The organism is Streptomyces tamarix (genome assembly GCF_032423885.1).
GTDB classification, from domain to species: Bacteria; Actinomycetota; Actinomycetes; order Streptomycetales; family Streptomycetaceae; genus Streptomyces; species Streptomyces tamarix.
On the sequence record NZ_JAWCTQ010000105.1, the window covers coordinates 1 to 869 of the forward strand.

Genomic DNA, 869 nt, shown 5'->3' on the forward strand with positions numbered 1-869 from the left:
AGGGCGGTGACTTCGGGGTGGTGGAGGTCGAAGGCGGGGGATTCGGAGCGGATTTTGGGCAGGGTGAGGAAGTTGTGGCGGGGTGGGGGGCAGGAGGTGGCCCATTCGAGGGAGCGGCCGTGGCCCCAGGGGTCGTCGGTGGTGATGCGTTTGCCGATTTTGGCGGTTTTCCACACGTTGTAGAGGAAGGGGAGGGTGGACAGGCCCAGGAGGAAGGCGCCGATGGTGGAGAGCATGTTGAGGCCGGTGAAGCCGTCGGCGGCGAGGTAGTCGGCGTAGCGGCGGGGCATGCCTTCGGCGCCGAGCCAGTGTTGGACGAGGAAGGTGAGGTGGAAGCCGATGAAGAGGGTCCAGAAGTGGATTTTGCCCAGGCGTTCGTCGAGCATGGTGCCGGTCATTTTGGGCCACCAGAAGTGGAAGCCGGCGAACATGGCGAAGACGATGGTGCCGAACAGGACGTAGTGGAAGTGGGCGACGACGAAGTAGGTGTCGGTGACGTGCCAGTCCAGGGGGGGTGAGCCCAGGATGACGCCGGTCAGGCCGCCGAAGAGGAAGGTGACCAGGAAGCCGATGGACCACAGCATGGGGGTTTCGAAGGTGAGGGAGCCTTTCCACAGGGTGCCGGTCCAGTTGAAGAATTTCACGCCGGTGGGCACGGCGATGAGGAAGGTCATGAAGGAGAAGAAGGGGAGGAGGGCGGCGCCGGTGGCGAACATGTGGTGGGCCCAGACGGTGACGGACAGGCCGGTGATGGCGATGGTGGCGGCGACCAGTCCGATGTAGCCGAAGAGGGGTTTGCGGGAGAAGACGGGCAGGATTTCGCTGACGACGCCGAAGAAGGGCAGGGCGAGGATGTAGACCTCGGGGTG

At 64.4% G+C, this 869-nt stretch carries 1 protein-coding gene; it reads right to left on the reverse strand.

Annotated features, from left to right (window positions below; all coding sequences use genetic code 11):
* The coding region (locus RND61_RS32465; protein ID WP_315881757.1) for a cytochrome c oxidase subunit I at positions 1–869 on the reverse strand (869 nt) is incomplete at both ends.